Here is a 20,623-nt window from a genome sequence, read left to right on the forward strand (position 1 = left end):
ACCGTTTGCACCGCGGCCGTCGGAATCGACGTCGAGTGCTCCATCTTCACAATTCGAACGCGCTTGGCGCGTTGCAGCATCTGTGTGCTCGCGATATCCGTGGATATCGGAGGTCGCTGCGTCATGATGGTGGGGTCAACACATGCGAGGAGCGCGCATGCTACCATCGGCGAATGGTTCTTGCCACATCTTTTGTGAGCCATTCACCTAATTCCCGTTTCGGAGACATCGATGCCCCACCTATGGGTCGACGCCGACGCCTGCCCCAGAGTCGCTCGCGACATCATCGTGCGCGCGGCCGAACGCACGGCTACCCAGGCCTGGTTCGTGGCCAACCACCAGATCCCGCTACCGCCCTCCAAGTGGGTCAAGGCCATGGCGGTCAGCCACGGCTTCGATGCGGCCGACAACGAAATTGTCAGCCGCATTGCGCCAGGCGATCTGTTGATCACGGCGGATCTTCCCCTGGCCCTGGAGGCGCTCGACAAGGGTGCCATGGTCATGACCAACCGTGGTGAGACGCTGGATCGCAATAACATCAAGGCAAGGGTCCAGATGCGGGACTTCATGGAAACCCTGCGCGCCAGTGGCGAGCACACCGGAGGCCCCAAAGGTTACTCGGACACCGACCGGCGCGAATTCGCCAACGCGCTGGACCGCTGGCTGGCACGTCACGCCAGGCCCTAGCAGGCGGCGCTTGAGCAGGACTATCCGCGCTGGTAGATGCCTTCGCCCTTTAGCCGTGCCCTGTCATGCTGGCGATCCAGCGTCAGGGCCGGTCCCTTCGGCACGATGCGATTGGGATTGATGGTGACGTGGCTCATATAGTAGTGGCGCTGAATGTGCTCCATGTTGACCGTGTCGGCGATGCCCGGCCACTGGTAGAGCTCACGCAGGTAGTGACTCAGGTTCGGATAGTCCTCGATGCGATAGAGATTGCATTTGAAGTGGCCATGGTAGACCGCGTCAAACCGAACCAGGGTGGTAAACAGGCGAATATCGGCCTCGGTCAACCAGGCGCCCGCCAGGTAGCGATGATTGGCCAAGCGTGATTCCAGCCGGTCCAGGCAGGCAAACAGTGCCGAGACCTGGCGTTCGTAGACCGCTTGATCGGTGGCAAATCCCGCCTTGTAGACGCCATTGTTGACGTTTTCATAGACGTCGGCGTTGATCTCGTCGATGGTGTCGCGCAAGAACTCTGGGTAGAGATCGTTGCGGTTGCCGGTCAGCGCATCAAAGGCGCCGTTGAACATCCGCACCAGCTCTGCCGACTCATTGTTGATGATTCTGCCCTGCTGCTTGTCCCACAATGCAGGCACGGTCACTCGACCGGTGTAGTGTGGGTCGGTCAGGGTGTAAAGCTGATGGTGAAAGCTCACGCCATTGACCGAGTCACCGCTGGATCCCTCCGCCTCGTTGTAGCTCCAGCCATTCTCGAGCATCAGCGGGCTGGTGAACGACACACCAATGAGTGACCTCAACCCCTTGAGTTGTCGCATGATCAAGGTACGGTGCGCCCAAGGACAGGCCAGCGAAACGTACAGGTGGTATCGATCCGACTCAGCCGGTACCCCCGTGACGCCCTGTGGACCCTGGCTACCATCGGCGGTCACCCAGTCCCGCAACTTGGCCGACTCCCGCACAAACTCGCCCCCGGTGCTGTCGGTGTCATACCACTGATCCCGCCACACGCCATTGACCAGCAAGCCCATCGCCATCTCTCCTCGATATGGTGTCACATGGCAGCAGCTTACGACGCACTGCGTCGACGACAAGCGCAGCTTTTACGGCGAATCGTCCGATTTTTTCGAATGACCGTGCGTATCGGAGGCCCCATCACAGCGGCGAACCGCCCGCCGTAGATGCTCTGCCATGGCTCTGGTGGCAGGTCCTGCACGATCCGCATCTCGATGGAACAGCTGAATGGGAACATCTCGCACGCCCCCCGCCTGCAGCGGCAGGGCCTTTAGCCTGCCGCTATCCAACTGCCGGCGAATACGAGTCTCGGGCAACCAGGCGAAGCCCAAGCCGTGTTCGAGCATCTCCAGAGACGTGGCGATGTGACTCACGGTCCACCGCTGCTCGGCCTTGAGCCAGCCCGAATCTCGCGCGGCACGCTGGGAGGAGTCCCGCACGACCACCTGACGGTGATGTTCCAGATCGCGCAGGTCCAGCAACCTGTCCAGCCCATGCAAGGGATGGTCGGGGTGGGCCACCGCGATGAACGGCACGCTGACCAGCGGCTCCCCCAGGTAGCCGGGTGCAGGCAGGCCAGAGACCAGCAGATCGGCACGTCCATCCTGCAACATCTCGACGCCGCCGTTGAGCACCGACTCATGCAACTGCAGCCTGACCTGAGGAAAGGCGTCGGAAAACGCCTCCATGGCGCGCGCCAGTGCCTCTGGGGGATAGATCTGATCGATGCTCAGGACCACTTCCGCTTCGAGTCCCTCCCGCAGTCGCGCTGCTATGTCGGCCAAGGCATCCGATCCCTCCAGCAGCTGCCGGGCGCGGCGTAGCAGCAGCGCGCCCTCCTCGGTCAGTCTGACTTGCCTCCCCACCGGTTCGAGCACCTTCACACCGAGCTGTTCTTCCAGTTTGTGTACGGCGTGGTTCAGCGTTGATGGGCTCTTGTGAATGGCGTCAGCTGCGCGCGCAAAACCGCCGTGGTCAACAACGGCGGCGAGCATCTGCCATTGAGCAAGCGTCACACGGGACATCCTGGCACCTTATGTTTCGTCGTTGGTACAAAGCATGCCAGCCGCCATGACTTTTTGACATGGATCACCAACATTCGCTTTCTCGGTCGCCAGCGAAACCCTCCTGCAACTCAGTCAACTTTGGACACCCGACATTGGCCGCCAGTATGGCAACGGCTGGTACCATCAAGCGCTCTTCTCCGCCGTTTTGATGGCTTGAGGTATGAAGAAGACCATCACGCCCGGCACGGCATAAAGAACTACGACTTTACGGGGGGTTGCAAAGTTTCTGTAGCAAGGGTCCAATAGACAGCAGTTAATAAACAGCGTTCGAGAAAAATGCGGCCGCTGCTTTTCCTCCTATAAGCGCTTCTGGGCACAGTAAGTCCCAGCCTAAGCGCCCTTCCTGTATGGCCATACAGTCTAGCGATACCGCCTTCCATGGGGTATGGTGCGATAGCCTATATATATTTACCTTCATCACTTTTTTTATGGCCTTTTACCCATGATGCGAATCCTTCATTCGCTGCCCCGCACGCACAAGCTGCTGCTTTTACCCGTTGCCACCATGGTCACAGTGCTGGGCGCCCACAAGATCGTCACCACCTACGAAGATGTCCAGCGCGACAACCAGTCGCTGGAGTCTGTCCTGGTTCCCCTCGACAGCAGCGCCACCCCAGGGCTGCCGTCTCTGGACTTCGAGCGAACACCTGTCGCCGAAGCCATCGACCTCGCACTCGACGCCACCAGCCAGCACATCCCGATTTCACAGCTCAAGGCGACAGAAATCGTCGACATCGACTTCGTCGATACTGCCCACGCTGACGTCAAGTTTGAAAACGCCATGCGTTCATCGTCGGGGCTACCGCCGCTGTCCTTACAGTCCACCCGCTCGCTCTCTGGCGCCGCAGCTTCATCAACCGCGGCGCCAGTTGCTTTGGAAGGCCCCGAGCAGGCACCGGCCTTCAAGCTCGACGAAGGCTCACTGCATATCGCGGTGGTGCTGGGCACCGTCGCCAGCGGGATGCTGGAACAGCAGTCACTCGATGTCGCCAGCGACGCCACCTCTTACGAAGACGTGAGCGAAGACGAGCTGGAGCTGTTCGATGAAGGCCCGATCGTGCTGGAAGAGGAAATCGCGGCCAACGAACCCTTCGTGCCGACCTGGCAGACCTACCGCGTGCGCCAGGGCGATACCTTTGCAGAAATGGCTGAAAAGACGCTGGGCCTGGGCTACAGCGAGGTCATGGCGCTGCTGGAAGACCTGCCCGACCAGAATGTCCTGACCCGCTGGCGGGTTGGCAATACCTTTGAATACCAGCTCGATGAAGATGGTCGCCTGCAGGCTCTGCGCATCATGAAGAACGTGCGCGACGGCTACCTGATTGAGCGCGAGGCTGAAGGGTTTGACGTTGCCACGATCGAGCGCGCGGGAGAGTCCTCCCAGCGCCTCTACGCGGGCACCGTCAGCGGCAGCTTTGCACGCTCTGCCGAAGCCGCCGGCCTCAGCCGCGCCGAAGTCGCCGAAATGGCACGGGTACTCGAGAAGAAGCTCGACTTTCGCCGCGACACGCGTCGTGGGGATGGCTTCAGGGTGCTGGTGGAATCCGACATCATCGATGGGCAGCGCCTCGACCCCCGCGTCCTGGCGGTTTCCTACTCCGGCGAGCGCATGGATCTGACCCTGGTGCGCAACCCCGAAGACAACAATTTCTATACGCCTGAGGGCCAGAGCCTCGATCCGGCCTTCAATCGCTACCCCTTCTCGGGCAGCTATCGCATCAGCTCCAACTTCAACCTGCGTCGCCACCACCCGGTGACAGGGCGCATCAGCCCGCACAAGGGCACCGACTTCGCGATGCCGATCGGCACCAGCGTCGAAGCTCCCGCCAATGGTCGCGTCGAAAAGGTCGGTAACCACCCCGCCGCTGGTCGCTACATCGTGATTCGTCACGACAATGGCTACAAGACGCGCTACCTGCACCTGTCGCGCCCGCTGGTCAGCACCGGCCAGCGCGTCACCATGGGCGAGCGCATTGCGCTGTCCGGCAACACCGGACGCAGCACCGGCCCTCACCTGCACTATGAAGTGATGGTCAGCAACAACCAGGTTGACGCCATGCGCGTGGCGCTGCCGGAGAACCAGAGCCTGTCCGGGCAGGCCCTGGCCGCCTTCCAGCAGGAAACCGGCCCCACCCTGGCAGCCCTCGAGACCGCCAAGCCAGGCTCGGAGGTCGCCCTGGCAGAAGAGCTGAGCGACAACGACAGCTAAGGAAATGCTCTGAATACGACAAGGCCCTGCCTCCTAGGCAGGGCCTTGTCGTTGGGACGTATCGAACATCACCGCACCAACCCTAGCGACGTGCCATGCATCAACAGGCATCGGTCGTCACGACAGCAATGACCCTAGCAGCATTGCCCCTAGCCACGCCCGCGCCAGTAATCCATTCGCCGCGTCAGCTGATCTTTCCAGTGCTGTGCCAGCGCCTCTACCTGGCGTAGTTCAGCCATCACCTCCAGCGCCGCTCGACGGTCTTCCAGCACGCGCCAGCAGGACGCCACTGTCCACGCCTGCGGTCCCCGCTCGACCACATGGATCTGTGGCTGGGCCGGCACCCAGCCTTCTTCCAGCACTCGATACAGCCATCCCATACGGGCATCCCGCATGAACGCTCGTGCCAAGCCAGGCTGACCGGTGCGAGCATCCACCTTGGCACATGGTTGGCGCGGCTGTGACACCTGAACCAGGGCTTCCCCGATGCGATAGACATCGCCAATTCTGACCTGTCTCTCGTCGGCGCCTTGGCTTGAGATGTTTTCACCAAGCACCCCTGGCCGGAACATCTCACGGGCCGCGGGAAATCGCTCGCACCAGTGCTGGTGGTGATCGGCGGCGTAGTGGCAAAGCGCGCGATCCTCTCCACCATGATCCACCTGGTTGGCCTGGCTATCGTCTGTCAGACCAGACCGTCCAAGCCACTGGGGACTGGCCGCCAATACCTTGAAAATGCCGCTCTTCTCGCCAAAGCCTGGCAACATCTGGGGCTCACTGACGTAGGGCCCCTGAACATCACTGAACATGGTCTTGCTCCCCTGCTGCGGGTCATTGGGAGTTGCCGCGCCGCCGGCGCGGGACGGGCACATGGCGTCCTGCCTGGCGCCAGCGTCCCGTGTCGTTCTATCCGCTCAAGCCCACGGACGGTGGGGGCTGGCTGAACGCATCATCATCCAGCAGCTGCATGCCTTGCTCGATATCCGCCGTCAGCGCCTGGCAGAATGCCTCGCTATCACCCTCGCGCAGGGCCTGCGTCATCTCGCGATGGTGGTCATCGGCGATACCCGAGCCGCCCCAGCGGGTACAGATGAAGCCCATGCTCGGTCCGTACTGCTGCCATAGCTGCTCGACCAACGGCAGCAGCACCGCAGATCCACTGAGCCGATAGATCAAGAAGTGAAAGGCGTGGTTACCCCGCATGTAGCGCCGCAGATCACCCGCCTCAATGGCGCGATTGATGCTGTCATCCAGCGCTTCCAGCGCCTCCATGTGGCAGCTATCGATAGACGGAAACGCCTGGCGGGCAAGCTCGCTCTCAAGACTGCGGCGAGCGAACAGCACTTCAACAAAGCGCTCACGACTGAGGTAGGGAACGATGATCTTGCGACTGTCGACGAATTGCAGCGCACCTTCGCTGACCAACCAGCGCACGGCCTCACGGGCGGGCATGGCACTGGTGTCATAGCAGGCCGCAACCCCACGTATCGACAGGACATCGCCGGGACCGAACTCCCCCTCGCACAGTCGACGACGCAAATCCTGATGGATGCGCATCGAGGCCGTGTCCGGCTGAAACGCAGGCGCCGACGCGCCCACAGGGCTGGGCCCAGTAACGATGTCTGCCGTTGTCGGTGTTGCAGGCCGAGCCTGATTCATGGCGCTCCTCGGTCGTGATGGCGGCGAAGTGGCGGCCGCACAGCTATCGTCGTCCAGCCTAGCCTAACCGAGCGCGCCCGCCTACCACCGCTTGGCCCAGGAGGACGAGCCACCACCAACGTTAGGCCGCGCAGAGATCTGGCGAAGCGTCATTAGCCAGTAGCAACAGAGGAGAAGGAAGGCGTGATGCACACGCCTCTTGCTTGTGCGCTGTGGAGCTTGCTGCTAGTGTGATCACACCATGTGATCACACTAACAATGACACCGTGACGTCCCCGGAGGCCCCATGGCACAACCGCGCTGCGCATCCTACTACTCGGCAACCCTCCATCAGGAAACCCACTACCCTGTCGTGGAGGGGGAGCATAGCGTTGATGTAGCGATCATCGGCGGCGGCTTTACCGGCATCAACACGGCATTGGAACTGGCGGAGCGCGGCTACCGGGTGGCAGTGATCGAAGCCAACAAGATCGGCTGGGGCGCCACCGGTCGCAACGGCGGCCAGGTCACTGGCAGTCTCTCCGGCCAGGACGCCATGCTCAAGCAACTCAGCGGCCCCCTTGGGCGTGAGCAGGCCGAAAACTTCGTGTGGGATCTACGCTGGCGCGGTCATCGCATCCTGCGCCAACGCGTCGAACGCTATGGCATTGATTGCGACCTTAAATTCGGCCACCTGCATGCGGCCTATCAGCCAAGCCATCTGGACGAGCTGAAGCGTGACGTGGACGCTTCACAGGGCCACGACATTGCCCAGCACCTGTCGCTGCTGGATGCACAGCAGACACGTCAGCTCGTTGGTACGACGCTCTATCACGGCGCCGTGCGCAACGACTACAACATGCACCTGCATCCTCTCAACCTGTGCCTGGGCGAGGCGCGGGCCATCGAATCCCTGGGTGGGCTGCTGTTCGAGGGCTCCCAGGTGACCGACATTGTGCACGGCGATACCCCTTGCGTGATCACCGATCGCGGACGTGTCCATGCCGCCAGCGTGGTGCTCGCCGGCAATGCCTACCACCGCCTCGAGCGCAAAGCGCTCAAGGGCAAGCTGTTTCCCGCGTCGCTGGGCATCGTCACAACGGCGCCGCTTAGCGCCGAACAGCGCCAGGCCATCAATCCTCAGGACCTGGCCGTCTATGACACCCGCTTTGTGCTCGACTATTACCGCCTGACCGCCGACGGCCGTCTACTGTTCGGCGGCGGTGCCAACTATTCCGGCAAGGCAAGCCAGGACATCGGGGCAGAGTTACGGCCGCGCCTCGAACACACCTTCCCGCAGCTCGCCGGGGTAGCACTCGACTACCAGTGGCAAGGCCAGGCCGGCATCGTCATCAACCGCATTCCCCAGCTGGGAAGACTGTCTCCCAATGTGTTCTATGCCCAAGGCTACTCTGGCCACGGCATCGCCACCTCGCACATCGTCGGCAACATCATGGCAGCAGCGGTCAGCGGCCAGCTCGAAGAATTCGATCTGTTTGCCAATATGCGCCACTGGCGTATTCCGGTCAGCGAGCGTATCGGCAATGGCCTGCTGGCGGCCGGCATGTGGTACTACCAGCTCCGCGAGAGACTTCGCTAAGACCTAAGACCTACCCCACAAAACAACGATGCCATGACGCCACGCTCCTGAACCAACAACAATGAATGCCCAGGAGGCTCCCCATGCAAGATCTGTTTCCCGCTGACGGCTGGCTAGTCCTGCTGCCCACCGTCGTTGTTCTGCTGCTCGCGCTATGGAGTCGGCGGGCCCTGGAACCGCTGGTGGCAGGCGCCTTCGTCGGCGCTCTGCTGATTCAGCCGACCGGTGCACTATCCACCCTGGCAGACAGCCTGTTGACGGTACTTACCGACGAGGACGTGGCCTGGGTCATCGCGGTGTGCGGCCTGATGGGGTCGATCATCGCGCTGCTGCTGAAGTCCGGGGCCTCCCGCTCCTTCGCCCATAGCCTGCTGCGTTTCATCACCAACAAGCCGAGGGCGCTGCTGGGCTGCTGGTTCATGGGTATCGTGCTGTTCGTTGACGACTACCTCAACTCCCTGGCCGTCGGTACCTCAATGCGTCAGGTGACGGACCGCTTCAAGACATCTCGCGAAATGCTGGCCTATGTCATCGACTCCACCGCCGCCCCGGTCAGCGTGCTGATCCCCATCTCGACCTGGGCAGTGTTCTTTGGTGCGTTGATCGAGAAGAACGGCCTGGCCCCGGACGGACAGGGCGTGTGGGAGTACATCCAAGCGATTCCCTTCATGTTCTATCCGTGGATTGCCGTGGCCATGGTGCCGCTGGTCGCCTATGGCAAGATCCCCCTGTTTGGCCCGATGAAGAAAGCCGAGCTGCGCGCCCAGAATGAGGGCCTGTGCGTACCGCCTGGGGCTGAGCACATCGATGACGAGATCGGGCACCTGGAGGCCAAGCACCAGACTCGCAGCAGCATCTGGATGTTCCTGCTGCCGATGGCTTCCCTGGCGTTCTTTACCTGGTACTTCGACCTCGACTTCCTGATGGGCATCTTCGTCACCCTGGCCGGCATGATTGTCGCCTTCATCGGCCTCAAGAAGCTGTCACCGGGGGAAACCTTCGACAATATCCTGGAGGGCTTCAAGTCGATGCTGGATGCTCTGGCGGTGCTGGTTGCCGCCTTCATGTTCAATGACGTCAACACCACGCTTGGCTTGAATGAATACATCATCACCACGGTCGAGCCACTGATCAACGCCCAGATTCTGCCCTTTGTCATCTTTGCGCTGATGGGTTTCGTGTCGTTTGCCACGGGGTCCAACTGGGGGGTGTTCGTCATCATCCTGCCCATCGTCACGACGCTCGGGCATAACCTAGGCGCTGACATGACGCTGGTGATCGGGGCCACCCTGTCAGCCAGTACCTTCGGCAGCCACGCCTGCTTCTACTCGGATGCCACGGTACTGACCGCTCAGGCGAGTGGCTGCACGCCCTTCCAGCATGCCTTCACCCAGTTGCCCTACGCCGCACTGGCGGGCATGCTGGCCGGCCTTCTCTATCTGGCACTGGGGTTCATGTGACGACACCATCTCCCACCAGTTTCTGGTCCGGCGCTCTTGAGGGGGCGCCACATCACCCACCGCTCGAGACCCATGCCAAGGCCGACGTAGTGATCATCGGGGGAGGCTTCAGCGGGCTATGGACGGCCTACTACCTCAAGACGCTGTCCCCGGACATGGATATTCGCGTGCTGGAAGCGCGCCATGTGGGGCACGGAGCCTCGGGCCGCAATGGCGGCTGGGCCATCGGCAGCCTGGCCGGACTGGGACGCCATCTGACGGGACACTCCACCGAGCAGAGACAGGCCCTGTGCGACCTGCTGGCCGACAATGTCGATGCCATCGGCGCGACCCTCACCCAGGAAGGGATAGATGCCGACTTCCACAAGGGCGGCGCGCTCTATGTGGCTGCCCGTTACCCCGCTCAGGAGGCGCTGCAACGGGACTACCGCGAGCACATGCTGGCACTCGGCCATCGGGCCGAGGACTGTCAGTGGCTGACGGCGGAGGAACTCGAGACCAAGGCGCGCTTCCAGCGGCCCTTTGGCGCCCTCTTTCACCGCCAGGTCGCCAGCCTTCACCCCGGCAAGCTGCTGCGTGGACTGGCACAGCGCCTGACCGACATGGGCGTGACGCTGCACGAGCACAGCCCGGTGGACCAGATTGACGGTGGCCGTGTGACCACATCCCGCGGCAGCGTGACCGCGGCGATGACGGTAGTGGCCACCGAAGGCTACAACACACTGCCACAGCTGCGCCCCCACCTGGTGCCGGTGTCCAGCCTGGTGATTGCCACCGAGCCGCTCAGCGCGGCCCAGTGGGAAGCCATCGGACTGCATGATCGCCCCACCTTCGCCGACGCCAGCCGCCTGATCAACTACGGTCACCGCAGCCGCGACGGCCGACTGATCTTCGGCGCCCGGGGGCACTATCCCTACAAGGCACTGCCACGCCATCAGACCGCCATCAGCAGCGCTGACATTGCCATGCGCAAGGCACTGCTGCAGTCGCTGTTTCCTGATCTTGGCGAGGTGACCATCAGCCACGGCTGGGGGGGAACCCTCGGCCTCTCGCGCAGTTTTCGCCCCCACGCCATCATGGATCGTCGCGAGGGCATCGCCACCCTGGGGGGCTATGCCGGCGAAGGCGTGGCCGCCAGCCACCTGATGGCCCGCTCGCTGGCGGAGCGGATACTCACGCTGGATACGCCACGTACCAGGGCACCGTGGGTTTGTGACGGCGCATTAACCTCGCTGCTCAAGCGCTGGGAGCCAGAGCCGCTGCGCTGGCTCGGCGCCAAAGGCATTACTCTGACCTACGCCGCCGAGGAGGCATTGCTGGCCAGACAGCGCCATCTTCCCTTGGTAAGCCCCGCTCTCGCTCGACTCAACGATACCTTTGCCTCGTTGATCGAGTAGTTCCGACAGGAGAACCCCATGCTGATCATCCACAGTGACGCTACTCGCCACCGTCGCACCAGGACGGAGCTGTTTGCCGGGCAGCTCGTTGCCCCCTTCGAGTGTCCTGAACGAGTGGACTACATCATCGACCGGGCCAGGGCCGAACAGCTGGGCGAGATCAGGCCGCCAGACAGCCATGGGCTCGAGCCGGTACTGGCCATTCATGACAAGGGATACATCGACTTCCTGGAAGTCGCCTGGCGCGATTGGCAGGCGGCCGGCTACGAAGGAGAAGCCATCCCCAACATATGGCCCACTCGGCGAATGCCAGGCGGCCCCATTCCTCGCCATATCGAAGGGCGCCTGGGCTACTATGCGCTGGCCGGCGAGACCTCGTTGACCGCGGAGACCTTCGAAGCGGCACTGCTGAGCAAGGACATTGCCCTGACCGCACTGGACCATGTGCTTGCCCACGGCGAGCCAGCCTTCGCGCTGTGTCGTCCTCCCGGTCACCATGCCGCCCGCGACCAGTACGGTGGCTACTGCTTTATCAATAACGTGGCGGTTGCCGCGCAGCAGGCTCGCCATCGCGGATGTGAGCGCGTGGCCATTCTCGATATCGACTTTCACCATGGCAACGGCACGCAGGACATCTTCTATGAGCGCAGCGACGTGCTGACGCTGTCGCTGCATGGGGATCCCATGGACGAGTTCCCCTATTTCCTCGGCTTTGCCAACGAAACGGGGCGCGGCGAAGGCACCGGCTTCAACGTCAATTACCCGCTGCCTAGCGGCACCGACTTCCCCAGCTGGCTGCAGGCGCTGGAGGATGCCTCCGGCAAGGTGCGCCACTTTTCCCCGGAGCTGTTGATCATCGCCCTTGGCGTGGACACCTTCGAAAACGACCCGATCAGCTCCTTTACCCTCAAAAGCGAGGATTATCTGGAGATCGGTGCGCGAATCAAGCGCCTGGGCCTGCCGACCCTGTTCGTCATGGAAGGCGGCTATGCCGTGGAGGAAATTGGCATCAACGCGGTGAACGTACTGAAAGGCTTCGATGCCGCATAGCGCGACAGCCCAAGGCAGAGACGTAAGGAAGCCTTCAGGAAAGAGGACGCGGAGGACATTCAACCCTGTCCTGTACGCCGGGGCGCAACGCTAACGACTTTCGCGCGCCTCCGGCGGCGCCTCACAAAGCATTCTGCATACTATGTGAATGATGACAAAACAGTGACATGCACCGTCAGTCGGTTGCCACTGACAACGCCAGCCTCCACACGGACCGGTGTCGCCAGAACACCCAAGGATGCCCTCACCTACGCGCCAAACCGCGCCGACCTCAATCGCTCTGGTTCTATGCGCTCTAGTCCCAAATGACCCCGGCCAACGGCACTGCGAGTGTGCGGCCAGGACCGGCGACTCGGCCTGCTGCGCCTCTACTCCGGAACATCGACACCGTCACGATCACACTCCCAAGCAACAACACACGTAGAAGCCCAAGCCCCCACAACAGCAATGACAACAGGATCCGGCTTATGACACAGCAACGCTCCTCCAGCCTTCCCGAAGCCCATGACGGCCAGGACAGTGGGCTCAAGCGCATTCTTGGCCTGCCCGCCCTGGTCTTCTTCGGCCTGGCCTACATGGTCCCGCTGACGGTCTTTACGACCTACGGCGTGGTCACCGACATGACCGCGGGCCATGTCCCCATGGCCTATATCGTCACCCTGGCAGCCATGTTCTTCACCGCCTATAGCTACGGCAAGATGGTCGAGCACTATCCTACCGCTGGCTCTGCCTATACCTACACGCGCCGCTCCTTCGGCGGACGCGTCGGCTTCATGGTCGGCTGGGCACTGCTGCTCGACTACATCTTCCTGCCGATGATCAATTACCTGGTCATCGGCATCTACATGAAGGAATACTTCCCGGCGGTCGACCAGCATGTCTGGGTGCTGGGCGCCATCGTGGCCGTCACAGCACTGAATATCCTCGGCATCAAGCTGGTGGCCAAGATGAACCTGATCATCATCGCCTTCCAGTTCGTGTTTCTGGCGACCTTCATCGCCATATCGCTGAAGGTGATCGGCAGCGGCGAGACACCCTCGCTGCTGGCCCCCTTCCACAGCGAAAGCCTCCAGTGGGCCAGCGTGATTGGCGGCGCTGCCATCCTGTGCCTGTCCTTCCTCGGCTTCGATGCGGTATCGACACTGTGTGAAGAAACTCGTGAGCCCAAGCGCGATATTCCGCGCGCCATCATGCTGTGCACGCTGATCGGTGGCGGCCTGTTCATCCTCGCCTCCTATGTGGGCCACCTGGTCTTCCCGGACTACCAGAGCTTCGGCAGTGTCGACTCGGCCGCCGTCGACGTGATGCGCCGCGCCGGCGGCAGCTTCCTGGTGACCTTCTTCACCGCCGCCTATGTCGCTGGCTGCTTTGCCTCGGCCATGGCGGCCCAGGCCAGCGTCTCGCGCATCCTGTTCGCCATGGGACGAGACAAGGTGCTGCCCAAGGTATTTGGCAAGGTCAGCCAGCGCTACGGTACGCCGCTGGGCTCTACCCTGATCGTCGGTGGAATCTCGATGATGGCGCTGGTCATCAGCCTTGAACTCGCCGCCACCATGATCAGCTTCGGTGCGCTGGTGGCGTTCTCCTTCGTCAACCTGTCGGTGATCAAGCACTACCTGGTCGACGAGCACCTGCTGCAACCCAAGAACCTGCTGCGTTACGGCGTGATGCCCAGCGTCGGCTTCCTGTTGACCATCTGGCTGTGGTCGAGCCTCTCAGGGCATACCTTCCAGGTGGGCTTGACCTGGGTGGCGGTGGGCTTTGCCTACCTGCTTTACCTGACCCGCATGTTCAAGCACGACGTGCCGGACCTGGAGCTGAAGGAGAACTGAGAGGTTGTTGAGAGGTTTTGAGAGAGGGCTGAGAAAGCGCTGGGGCGAACCGAGAAGGAGGATGGCGAGCTCCTGTTCTTCTCCGACATGGCATTGAATCCTGCCGGAGACTCACTCTACCAACTGGTGGGCAATACCGGAGAGGTGCTGGCTTTCGACGTTGCCGAAAATGGCAGCCTGTCCCTGCGTGACCGCTCAGGCGGACTGCCGACCCTCGGAACTTACGGCTTGGTGGTACTGGAAGACGACTGATCCATGAGTCAGGCGCTGCTGGCCCGCGAGGGCCAGCAGCGCATGTCGCTTACTGGAAGTGCAAGTTCAAGCGACCGATCTGGTAGAGATCGTGCAGGTAGACATCGAGCTTGTAGACCAGATGAGTCGCGACGATCAGTCCGGCGATCAGCGCCAGCAGCACCGCCGGCTCGTTGGCCCAGGCCAGAGAGGGTGATGCCAGCTGGTAACCCACGGTGTAGATCGCCAGGCCCCCAAGTGCCAGCACTGACAGGCACAGCACGGTAATCACCAGGATCATCAGCCCGCGAATATCCCGCGCAGGAGGCGTTGTCTTCCAGCGGGCAAGATGGCGCACCATGATGCTGCCATTGGTCACAATCTGCCGACGCCGCCGCAGCAACTGCGCCGCATTGACCGGCTCTCCTTCCCGAGCAAAGGCAGCGAGCACGACCCGGGGGTCGAGTCGATCCCCCAGGCGCGAGCGCACCGCCGCCTCGAATGCTGTGCGGTCCCCGCCTTCCCTTACCTGACGAGCCAGCCCCGATAACTCCGCCAGCCCCTCTTCATCCAACCCCGGACGCTTCTCGAAGTCGGCGAAGTGCTGTTCGTAGTAGATGTAATACACCTGGTAGATCGACAGCAGAACGGCGAGATAGATCGCCACGTACAGGGCAATGGAAGACATCGGGATTCCTCAGTGGATGGCAGACCCGGCCAAGACAGCCTCGCGATGGGCCATGATGGTCCAAAGATTCACATTATGAGAATCAATCCAGCCAGGCGGAATTGGCTATTTTGCCGCACCTAGACTTGGCAACAGACACCTGGCACCCAGACCTAGCATCTAGACCAAGCACCTCGCACCCAGCAACCGCTCGTTCGACATCCCACCAGAGAGCGGCACGGCGCCCTTTACGCAAAAGCCCCCGCCGGCAGACCGACGGGGGCTATCGCAACTCTGCGAGCGGTGCGAGCGCGCTACAGCGCTCGCCCAGGCGCTCTTCACTCGGGCAGCTTGTAGGCCATCACATAGTCACCGATGGTAGTACCGATGGAGCCGTGGCCACCTGCGACCAACACGACCATCTGCTCCCCCTTGCTGTTGAGATAGGTCATCGGCGTGGCCTGGCCACCGGCCGGCAGACGCGACTCCCACAGCTGCTCTCCCGTCGTCAGATCGTAAGCGCGGAAGTAGTCGTCCACGGCCGCAGCCAGAAACGCCACGCCGCCATCGGTGATCACCGGGCCACCGATGCCAGGAACCCCCATCTTGAAGGGCAGCGGCAACGCGGTCATATCCTCGATGGTGCCATTCTTGTGCTGCCAGGCCACCTCGCCGGTGCGCAGGTCGGTGCCCGCCACATAGCCCCAGGGAGGCTGCTGACAAGGCACACCCAGCGGCGACAGGAACGGCTTCATTTCTACCGCGTAGTCCGCTCCGGCATTTTCATTAAGGCCTTGCTCGCCCTGGTTGGTCTCGCCAAGGTCGGCACCTTCCTTCGGCACCAGGGTGCTGGTGAAGGCGAGATACAGCGGCATGCCGAACATGACCTGACGCTTCGGATCCACCGCGACGCTGCCCCAGTTGAAGACACCGAAGTTACCGGGGAACACGATGGTGCCCTGCTCTGACGGAGGCGTGTACTGCCCTTCATAGCGCAGCGAACGGAACTGGATGCGACAGATCATCTGGTCGACCAGTGTACCGCCCCACATGTCTGCCTCGCGCAGCGTCGGCGGACGGAAGTTGAGCGCCGACTTGGGCTGGGTCGGGGCCGCAAAGTCACCCTCAATGGTGCCCTGAGGGGCCGGCTCTTCGGTGATCGGGAAGATCGGTTCGCCCGTAGCACGGTTCAATACATACACATCACCTTGCTTGGTCGGTACCACCAGGGCCGGTTGCATGCCCTCGTCGGTGTCCAGATCGACCAGGCTCGGCTGCGCCGGCGTGTCCATATCCCACAGATCGTGGTGGACGAACTGCTGCACCCACTCGACCTCACCGCTGTCGAGACGCAGTGCCACCACGGAGGTGGCGTACGTCTCTTCCGCCTCGCTGCGGAACTGGCCCAGCTGATCGGGCGTGCGGTTACCCATGGGGAAGTAGATCAGGCCCAGCTCTTCATCGGCACTGGCCACCGACCAGCTGTTGGGCGAGCTGGTGGCGTAGGTCTCATCTTCGGCGATCGGCGCGGTCTCCTGTGGATTACCGGAATCCCAGTTCCAACGCAGTTCACCGGTCCTGGCATCGTAGGCACGGATGACACCGGAGGGTGAGTTGACCGCATAGTTGTCGTTGACCGCGCCGGCGACCACCACCAGGCCATTGGCCACTACGGGGGGTGAGGTGGAGTAATAGAAGCCAGACTGCTTGAACGGCATATTGTGCATCAGGTCCAGCTCACCGTTATCGGCGAAGTTCTCGCACAGTGCACCGGTCGCCGGATCCACCGCCAGCAGGCGAGCATCAGAGGTCGGCATGAACAGTTGAGCGTCGCACTGAATTGGCTCAAGGGACTCGGAAGGAGCGTCCATCACCGCCACATCCAGAGCGTCTTCATCTCCGCTGGCTGGCGGCAGATAGGAAACGCCACGACAGGTCTGGTGTTGACGCGAACTTTCCGCCGGAACCTTGGCGTCGTACTGCCACAGCTTCTCACCGCTATCGGCATCGAGTGCTACCAGCCAGTTATGAGGCGTGCACAGGAAAAGGCCATTGCCAATCTTCAGCGGCGTGGCTTCGTAGGTGGTCTCTCCAACATCGTCAGGGCCCTTGAGGTCTCCCGTCTGATATTGCCAGGCCAGCTCCAGATCTCCCACGTTCTCGGGAGTGATCTGGTTCAGCGGCGAATAACGCTGACCAAGATTGTTACGCCCGTAGGCATGCCAGCTGGCCTCGGGAGAGTCGCCCAGGTCAGGAGACTGCACGACCTCGTCTTCATTGAGACGACCGTCGATGCGGTGAGCATCCACCGCGATGCTGCCCAGAAGGCCGACACCCAGAATGGCCCATACCGGCAGCAGCACCGCCGTACCAACACGCTTGCCGGCACGAGAGGGCCACAGCAGCGGAATGGCCAGCAGCATCAGCAGGCCCATGCGCGTCGCGAGGGGCCACCAGTCATAGCCCGACTCCCACAGCGCCCACACGGCAGTCGCCACCAGCAGACCGGCAAACAACAGCTGAGCCTGTACTCTACGGCGACGCAGCATGACGCCAACCGCCAGCAGGACGGCACCTGAGAGAGCGTAATACCAGCTTCCGCCCAGGGTGATCAGCCAGGCGCCGCCCCCCAGGAGCGATAGCCCCACCAAGGCGAAGATGAGGGAAACAATGATCATGATCCAAGGTCCTTGCGCTGAATCGTGTAAGTGGGCGGCATGTTAATTGATTAGCGTGAAAATTAACATGCCAGGTCCACTACACAGTGTAGGCACGGACGCTGACAAAGGAGTCAGTCAATGACGTCTTTTCTGTCATACCTGACGGCTAGCTCGCATCTCCGGTCGTCCACATGGCCCCGTCATCCTGCATTGACATCCGCTGTCATCCACCGTCATCACCTCTCACCCCCCCCATCAACACCAGCTGTCGCGCCGCTGGGGCCTGTCTCCCATGGATGCCAGCCTTGCCCCGAGGGCGTTCATCGCTGGCTGCCGCCCTTCATACCCGGCCCTCAGGCAGGTCATGGCCCACTTGGGCAGGTCATCGCTCAACCGATAGTAAACCCACTGCCCGTCGCGACGATCGGCCAGCAAACCACAGCGACGCAATTCGGCCAGGTGCCGGGACACCTTGGGCTGGGAGAGCTGGAGGACCGCGGTCATTTCGCAGACACACAGCTCGCCCTCAGCAAGCAGCAGCAACATCACCGACAGACGGGTTTCCTCCGACAGACATTTGTAGAGGCTAAGGGGATCAAGCGGCGTCATCCTTTCTCCTGATGGCTAATGCGGTCCAGAACACGCTCCTTTCAGGCGCTGATGTCGGTGATAAGTGCATGACGGTCAGCGATGTGCCGTGCCCATCGCTGCCATGGGGCTACGCTTGCTCCGAGAGCACAGTTTGATTCAAGCGCTACGCTCGCTCCAGGAGCTACGCTTTGCCCCTGAAGCGCGCCCCGCCACGCCCGATCATGCCGCGGCCACGCCTGCCGTGTTGCCTCTGTCAGGCAGCGCCAAGGCCATCAAGGCGCTGGCCAGTACCAGTGCCGCCGCTACCCACAGGCAGGCCGAAAGCCCCTGCACCTGGTACAGCCAACCCGACAACAGCGTACCCAGCAGACGGCCCATGGCGTTAGCCATGTAGTAGAAACCCACGTCCATGGAGGCGCCGTCGGCCCGGGCGTAATGCACGATGAGATAACTGTGCCAACTTGAGTTGATGGCGAACAACACACCGAACAGCAGCAATCCAGCGACCAGCCAACCCACCTGGGCCAGCGGCAGCAGCGCCAGCACAACCGTCAAAGCTGCCAGCACCAGGGCCCACAGCACCGTTGTCCAGCGCTGCCCAAGGGCCACCATCCTCGTCAACCGGGGTGCCTGGGTCTGCACCCCGCCATAACCCATCACCCAGATGGCCAGCAAGCCCCCTACGGTCCAGTGACTCCAGCCATGCTGATCGTACAAAAACACTGGCAAGGCGACCACGAACCACACATCACGAGCGGCAAACAGACAGAGACGCGCCGCCGACAGCACGTTGATGGCGCGGGAAGCAGAGAACATCTCGGTGAACTTTGGCTTGCGCGTCGAGCGCCCCAGGTCGGCCTTTAGCCTGAGCAGCGACAGCCCCAGCACGGCAAGCAGCATCACTGCCATGGTGATCACCGCGCCGCGAAAACCGATGAGCGTCAACAGCACTCCACCCAGGAAGAAGCCTGCCCCCTTCAACGCGTTCTTGGACCCGGTCAGCAGCGCCACCCAGCGATACAGGGCGGAGTCGCTGCCCCCCTGGCCTGCCGGCACCAGCACCTTGACCGCACTCTTGGCACTCATCTTGTTGAGGTCCTTGGCGATGCCTGACAGTGCCTGAGCCGCCATCACCCAGGCAACGGTCAAGGCGCTTGAAGGCACCATCAACATGGCCAACGCCACGATCTGGAGCCCCAGACCAATATTCATCGTGCGATTGAGCCCAAGGCGAGCGCCCAGCCAGCCCCCCACCAGATTGGTCACCACGCCGAAGGCCTCGTAAAACAAGAACAGCAGGGCGACTTCCAGGGGCGAATATCCGAGCTGGTGAAAGTGCAGCACCACCAGCATGCGCAAGGCGCCGTCGGTCACGGTAAAGGCCCAGTAGTTGCCGGTGATCAGCAGATACTGGCGAACCTCGAACGGCAGCGCTCTCAGCCGAGACAGCAGCGAATCAGCCACGTCCCACCTTCAGGGCAAGCTCCGCGGTGCGGTTGGCGTATCCCCACTCGTTGTCGTACCAGGCGTAGAGCTTCAGCTGGGTGCCGTTGACCACCATGGTCGACAGCGCATCAATGATCGAGCTGCGCGGGTCGGTGCGATAGTCGATGGACACCAGAGGCTTCTCTTCATACCCCAGGATGCCTTTCAGCTGCCCCTCGGCCGCTTCCCTGAGTGCGCCGTTGACCTCCTCGACGGTCACCTCTCGCTCCAGCTCAAACACCATGTCCGTCAGCGAGGCATTGGCCAGCGGCACGCGAATGGCGTGCCCATTGAGCTTTCCTTCCAGCTCGGGAAAGATCGCGGTGATGGCCTTGGCCGAGCCCGTCGTGGTGGGGATCAGGCTCATGCCGCAGGCACGCGCTCGGCGCAGATCCTTATGAGGAGCGTCCAGAATCGTCTGGGTATTGGTAATGTCATGCACGGTGGTCATGCTGCCATGGCGAATGCCAAATCGCTCGAGCACCACCTTGACTACTGGCGCCAGGCAATTGGTGGTGCAGCTTGCCGCCGTCACAATGCGATGACTGTCCGCCTGGTACAGGTGATCATTGACGCCCATGACAACGTTGAGAACGCCCTGCTCCTTGACCGGCGCACTGACGACCACCCGCGCGACGCCCTGGGCGAGATAGGCGTCGAGCGTATCCCGCGTCTTGTGTTTGCCCGAGCACTCTACCACCACCTCGCAACCGGACCAGTCGGCTTGCTGGGGTGTCGGCGCGCGGCTGAAGGCCACCGGCCGTCCATCGAGGCGCAATTCGTCTTCCTGCCCCAGGACCCCCGTGCCCGGCGAGAAATGTCCATGTACCGAGTCAAATTCCAGTAGATGGGCAAAGGTCTCCGCATCCCCACCCGGGTCATTGACCCTCACCAGGGTCACCTCGCCGCTGACAATTCGCGGCCACAGGCTGCGCACTACCAGCCGGCCAATACGGCCGAAGCCATTGATACCAATACGTAAAGTCATAAGAGACTCGCTATCTTGTGAAGCGTTAAAAAGTACCGCTGCTAAACGTTGCT

Annotated in this window: 17 protein-coding genes; 8 read left to right on the forward strand and 9 right to left on the reverse strand. The window is 62.0% G+C overall.

The window, feature by feature from the left end; translation table 11 throughout:
* The first annotated feature begins 231 nt into the window (after positions 1-231).
* A complete protein-coding gene (locus tag JF545_RS13530; RefSeq protein WP_206942882.1) occupies positions 232-687 on the forward strand; it encodes a YaiI/YqxD family protein in 456 nt (151 codons plus the stop codon).
* Between the two features lie 20 nt (positions 688-707).
* Here JF545_RS13530 and JF545_RS13535 read toward each other — a convergent pair whose 3' ends face one another.
* Together JF545_RS13535 and JF545_RS13540 are read right to left on the reverse strand one after the other, a co-directional pair.
* The gene (locus JF545_RS13535) at positions 708-1,712 is read right to left on the reverse strand and encodes a glutathione S-transferase family protein (protein ID WP_206943177.1); all 1,005 of its coding nucleotides are present in this window, start codon (positions 1,710-1,712) and stop codon (positions 708-710) included.
* A 72-nt stretch (positions 1,713-1,784) separates the two neighbouring features.
* Positions 1,785-2,720, reverse strand: coding sequence for a LysR family transcriptional regulator (locus JF545_RS13540; protein ID WP_206942884.1), 936 nt, complete (start codon positions 2,718-2,720; stop codon positions 1,785-1,787).
* 484 nt (positions 2,721-3,204) lie between these two features.
* On the opposite strand from JF545_RS13540, the gene JF545_RS13545 reads away from it, so the two are divergent.
* A complete protein-coding gene (locus JF545_RS13545; protein ID WP_206942886.1) occupies positions 3,205-4,971 on the forward strand; it encodes a peptidoglycan DD-metalloendopeptidase family protein in 1,767 nt (588 codons plus the stop codon).
* 149 nt (positions 4,972-5,120) lie between these two features.
* Here JF545_RS13545 and JF545_RS13550 read toward each other — a convergent pair whose 3' ends face one another.
* Together JF545_RS13550 and JF545_RS13555 are read right to left on the reverse strand one after the other, a co-directional pair.
* On the reverse strand, positions 5,121-5,780 hold the full coding sequence (locus JF545_RS13550) for an MOSC domain-containing protein (protein ID WP_206942888.1): 660 nt from the start codon (positions 5,778-5,780) through the stop codon (positions 5,121-5,123).
* Between the two features lie 97 nt (positions 5,781-5,877).
* Entirely contained in the window at positions 5,878-6,630 is a 753-nt protein-coding gene (locus JF545_RS13555) for a GntR family transcriptional regulator (protein ID WP_206942890.1), read from the reverse strand.
* A gap of 286 nt (positions 6,631-6,916) precedes the next feature.
* Between JF545_RS13555 and JF545_RS13560 the strand changes: the two genes are divergently transcribed.
* From JF545_RS13560 to JF545_RS13585, 6 genes are all read left to right on the forward strand, one after another.
* Entirely contained in the window at positions 6,917-8,209 is a 1,293-nt protein-coding gene (locus JF545_RS13560; RefSeq protein ID WP_206942892.1) for an NAD(P)/FAD-dependent oxidoreductase, read from the forward strand.
* 83 nt (positions 8,210-8,292) lie between these two features.
* Positions 8,293-9,669 (forward strand): Na+/H+ antiporter NhaC family protein, encoded by a 1,377-nt coding sequence (locus JF545_RS13565; RefSeq protein ID WP_206942894.1) that lies wholly within the window; start codon positions 8,293-8,295, stop codon positions 9,667-9,669.
* A complete protein-coding gene (locus JF545_RS13570; RefSeq protein ID WP_206942895.1) occupies positions 9,666-11,066 on the forward strand; it encodes an FAD-dependent oxidoreductase in 1,401 nt (466 codons plus the stop codon). The genes JF545_RS13565 and JF545_RS13570 overlap by 4 nt, the downstream gene beginning before the upstream one ends.
* A gap of 18 nt (positions 11,067-11,084) precedes the next feature.
* Positions 11,085-12,116: a histone deacetylase family protein gene (locus JF545_RS13575; protein ID WP_206942897.1), complete on the forward strand. Its 1,032-nt coding sequence runs from the start codon at positions 11,085-11,087 to the stop codon at positions 12,114-12,116.
* A gap of 467 nt (positions 12,117-12,583) precedes the next feature.
* Complete coding sequence (locus JF545_RS13580; RefSeq protein ID WP_206942899.1) at positions 12,584-13,948, forward strand: APC family permease; 1,365 nt, start codon at positions 12,584-12,586, stop codon at positions 13,946-13,948.
* A gap of 87 nt (positions 13,949-14,035) precedes the next feature.
* Positions 14,036-14,200, forward strand: coding sequence for a hypothetical protein (locus JF545_RS13585; protein ID WP_206942901.1), 165 nt, complete (start codon positions 14,036-14,038; stop codon positions 14,198-14,200).
* Between the two features lie 49 nt (positions 14,201-14,249).
* Here the strand turns inward: JF545_RS13585 and JF545_RS13590 are convergent, their stop codons facing one another.
* The 5 genes from JF545_RS13590 to JF545_RS13610 form a co-directional block, all read right to left on the reverse strand.
* The gene (locus tag JF545_RS13590) at positions 14,250-14,867 is read right to left on the reverse strand and encodes a hypothetical protein (RefSeq protein WP_206942902.1); all 618 of its coding nucleotides are present in this window, start codon (positions 14,865-14,867) and stop codon (positions 14,250-14,252) included.
* A gap of 317 nt (positions 14,868-15,184) precedes the next feature.
* The gene (locus JF545_RS13595; protein ID WP_206942905.1) at positions 15,185-17,524 is read right to left on the reverse strand and encodes a glucose/quinate/shikimate family membrane-bound PQQ-dependent dehydrogenase; all 2,340 of its coding nucleotides are present in this window, start codon (positions 17,522-17,524) and stop codon (positions 15,185-15,187) included.
* Positions 17,525-17,761: 237 nt separating this feature from the next.
* On the reverse strand, positions 17,762-18,115 hold the full coding sequence (locus JF545_RS13600; protein WP_206942908.1) for a metalloregulator ArsR/SmtB family transcription factor: 354 nt from the start codon (positions 18,113-18,115) through the stop codon (positions 17,762-17,764).
* A gap of 201 nt (positions 18,116-18,316) precedes the next feature.
* Positions 18,317-19,561, reverse strand: a complete 1,245-nt coding sequence (gene arsJ, locus JF545_RS13605; protein ID WP_206942909.1) for an organoarsenical effux MFS transporter ArsJ — start codon at positions 19,559-19,561, stop codon at positions 18,317-18,319.
* A complete protein-coding gene (locus JF545_RS13610) occupies positions 19,554-20,570 on the reverse strand; it encodes an ArsJ-associated glyceraldehyde-3-phosphate dehydrogenase (RefSeq protein WP_206942911.1) in 1,017 nt (338 codons plus the stop codon). Before JF545_RS13610 ends, arsJ begins: the two co-directional genes overlap by 8 nt.
* Positions 20,571-20,623: the final 53 nt, after the last annotated feature.

This window comes from Halomonas litopenaei, assembly GCF_017303055.1.
In the GTDB taxonomy this organism is placed as follows: domain Bacteria; phylum Pseudomonadota; class Gammaproteobacteria; order Pseudomonadales; family Halomonadaceae; genus Halomonas; species Halomonas litopenaei_A.